The 3470-nt window shown below is 38.4% G+C and carries 2 protein-coding genes and 2 pseudogenes; 3 read left to right on the top strand and 1 reads right to left on the bottom strand.

Annotation, left to right across the window (positions count from 1 at the left end; genetic code table 11):
* A pseudogene (locus tag F927_RS16995) lies at positions 1–96 on the bottom strand (adenylosuccinate lyase); the annotation flags it as partial.
* 50 nt (positions 97–146) lie between these two features.
* Between F927_RS16995 and F927_RS17320 the strand changes: the two are divergent.
* The 3 genes and pseudogenes from F927_RS17320 to F927_RS01165 form a co-directional block, all read left to right on the top strand.
* Positions 147–314: pseudogene (locus tag F927_RS17320) on the top strand (exodeoxyribonuclease VII large subunit); the annotation flags it as partial.
* Complete coding sequence (xseB, locus tag F927_RS01170) at positions 307–501, top strand: exodeoxyribonuclease VII small subunit (RefSeq protein ID WP_005080750.1); 195 nt, start codon at positions 307–309, stop codon at positions 499–501. The pseudogene F927_RS17320 and the gene xseB, both read left to right, overlap by 8 nt.
* A gap of 93 nt (positions 502–594) precedes the next feature.
* Positions 595–3330 (top strand): UvrD-helicase domain-containing protein, encoded by a 2736-nt coding sequence (locus F927_RS01165; protein WP_005080748.1) that lies wholly within the window; start codon positions 595–597, stop codon positions 3328–3330.
* The last annotated feature ends 140 nt before the right edge of the window (positions 3331–3470 follow it).

The following is a 3470-nucleotide window of genomic DNA, read 5'->3' as shown; positions in this document are numbered from 1 at the left end:
GATCGCAGCCCAATTCGATGGATAATCTTTCTCGGATTCAATCAATAATTGAACCGCTCTTTCTCTGATTTCAGGGGTATATTTTACTTTTTTCATCGGGACATTCTCTCAGAAAGCTTGGTCTCCGACAAACCCGGTACGGTTCAGAGACCCTGTTACAGAATCCTAGGAATGTGCTTGCCAAAGGCTATGCTATTGTACGAAGTCAAAACAAGGCAATCCGCTCTGTACAACAAGTCGGTTCAACTGTTTCAATCGAGATGCAGGATGGCTATATTCATGCCAGTGTAAGTGAGGTAGTAAATCATGAGTAAAAATGAGCTAAGCTTTAAAGAGGGTTATGAACTGCTGAAGAAGAATGCTGCCCTGCTGGAATCTCAGGAAGAACCAGACATCGACAACCTAATGAAGATTGTGGAAGAGTCAATGACTGCCTACAAGACCTGTAAGTCACGCGTGGATGCTGTACAGCAAGCATTAAATGAAACATTCAAGGAGTAGTTGTGAAAGGAATAAAATAACTAAGTAAAATTTCTATAGACTTTATAACCAATTACAAATCTCAAATTATTAAAAATTATTTTTTAGGGCAATATGAATATCCAACCAAGTTTACTCAGCTTCATTTTCGCAGACTCAGGCAAATGGAGAGTCAACTATACTTTTCCAGAGCTGATACTTGAACTGGATACTAAAACGGTAAATCTTAATCCTGAACAAGTGCTAGAAACACATATTCAGAAAGGTTGGATATGGTCATCTTTAACACTCAAGACCATTGATCAAAACTTTCAGTTCAAGGGTATGTTCAATACACAGGCTGAACAGCTTCAAGCTGAAATCCATAATGATGCGGAATTCCTGAGAAATAAAAGAAATGCTGAAAAGATCAAGGAAACCTTAAAACCATACTTACGGGAATATCACAATTTTATCCAGCAAAACATTTACCTCTCCCATCGCCTCAGCAAACTGTTTAGGTCAGATTTATCACAAAGATCAAAAGCCTCTATTGAACAGTTTAACAGCCTTATTCAAAGGGATAGTTCTTTTGTATTTGAACCACCTCTCCAGAACCTGTTTGAGCAATTGCGACTGTTTATTGAATTGTCAGTTGAGGCAAACTATGCCATCGATGCAAAGAATAAGCGTTTTGTTGAAAGTGAGTTAAAGGTATTTAAGCAGTTCTTTGATCAGGTGGAAAGTACGCCCCTAACCGACGAACAGCGTATTTCCTCGATTATCTTTGAAGACCGTAACCTATTGGTTGCTGCGGCTGGTTCAGGAAAAACATCCACGATTGTTGGAAAGGTGGGCTATGCCCTCTTAACTGGACTCTACAAACCTGAAGAGATTCTGGTTCTGGCATTTAATAAAAATGCGGGCGATGAACTCAGTGAACGTATTAACTTTCGATTAAAAGACATCCTCACCCAGTTTAATACTCGTGTTGAAGCACTTAATTTCCATAAGTTTGGCGTGAAGGTGATTGGTAAGGCCACAGGAAAGAGCCCCTCTGTATCCAATGATGCAGGAAAACCTCAGTCCCTGCTGAATCGGATTATTCAACAACTAATCGAAACAGATCCCGACTTTCAGGCAAAATATCTTTTATTTAAAACGGCCTACCTAAGACCACCCTTATCACCATTTGCATTTAAAACTCAAAGTGAATGGGAAAAGGCACGCAGACGTTCATTTGATAGGTTCAAGGATGGCTTTGAAACCTATCAGGGAGAAATCGTTAAATCACATGGTGAAAAAGCAATAGCGAACTGGTTATACAGTCAGGGGGTTCCCTACCAATACGAAAGAAACTACGAACATGACACAGCAAATGAACACCACCGCCAATATAAGCCTGACTTTTACCTACCTGAAATAAACCTGTATCTGGAACACTATGCTGTAGACCAACATGGCAAACCGCCTGCGCATTTTGGACAAAAATATCTGGATGACATGAAATGGAAGACAGGAATCCATGAACAATATAAGACGGATTTAATTACTACAACCTTTCATGAATTTATTACAGGCTCCATCTTTCAGAAGTTGGAACAAGAGCTTAAATCAAGGGGACAAGTATTTAAGCCACGTAATCTTGCCGAGATCAACGAGAAAGCACAGTCTATCTATGAATATGATGCAAATGAACTTTATGCCAGTTTTTTAAGCCATTACAAATCTAATCAAGCCAACATTGCTAGTCTATTGGCCAAACCATTACTTAGCCAACGAGAGAGTCTTTTTTTACAGCTATTTTCTAAGGTTTACCAATGCTACGACCAGTTATTAAAAAGCAGTAAAGAACATGACTTTGATGACCTACTGATTGAATCTGCTCAATTAATCAATGAGAACAGATATAAAAGCCCTTTCAAGCTTATTATCGTGGATGAGTTTCAGGATACATCACAAGCAAGGGCCAAACTTATCTTGTCATTATTGAATCAAGTACCCGAAGCAAAGCTGTTTTGTGTTGGGGACGACTGGCAAGCCATATACCGTTTTGCAGGTTCAGATATCAGTATATTCACTAATTTCCAAGAATTCTTTGGCTATACCAAGCAGACACAGCTTACAAAGACATTCCGCTCCAATCAAGGTATTGCTAATGTAGCTAGTGGCTTTATCCAAAAAAATGAATCTCAGCTTAGAAAGGTGGTCAATGCTGTTGATAAGACCAGCAGTAAAGTGGTTGAAATAAGCTTTTTAACAAAGACTCAGGAAATTCATGAGTATCTGTTTAAAACCATTATGGAAATAAATAATGCTAATACAGGTTCAGGTAAGAAGAAATCAATTTATATTTTAGGACGCTACAAACATCACAAACCAAATCTAGACAGTGTTCAGCCCTTTCTTAGAAATTGCAGTGTTGAGTTTAAAACCATCCACTCATCCAAAGGCCTACAAGCAGACTACGTAATCCTTTTAGGCTTAAATACTGGCAGTAGTGCATTCCCTTCTGAAAAAGAAGATGATCCTCTTATTAACTTAGTCTTGCCACAACCAGAAACACATGCCTATGCTGAAGAACGCCGTCTGTTCTATGTTGCATTGACTCGGGCAAAAGAGAAAGTCTTTCTTATTGGTGAACGTAATTCTGTATTCCTTGAAGACATTACAAAAGATTCTATTTTTAGGGAGTTTATCCATATACCTCAAAATGACAATACCTCCATTAACCATGATATTCCAGAAAAATGGAGATGTCCGAAATGTCAGCAAGGTAGAATGTGGAAAAAAACAGGGCCATATGGTGCATTTATGGCTTGTAACCGTTATCCAAATTGTGACTTTAAAAGAAATTTAAAACAACTTTAGTCTTGTTTATGCTGAGAAAATTGATGGCTATTCACAATTTTAAATGGTTTTGTTGCACAAAGATTTGAAATGCAAAGCGCCCCTAATTGAGCCAAATTTAAGGCGTAACTTGGGTAAGTGGTCGACCTAATTCCGTAAAC

The sequence above is a fragment of the Acinetobacter haemolyticus CIP 64.3 = MTCC 9819 genome (assembly GCF_000369065.1).
In the GTDB taxonomy this organism is placed as follows: domain Bacteria; phylum Pseudomonadota; class Gammaproteobacteria; order Pseudomonadales; family Moraxellaceae; genus Acinetobacter; species Acinetobacter haemolyticus.
Note: the sequence above shows the minus strand (reverse complement) of the source record. Positions and strands in the feature narration are given on the sequence as shown.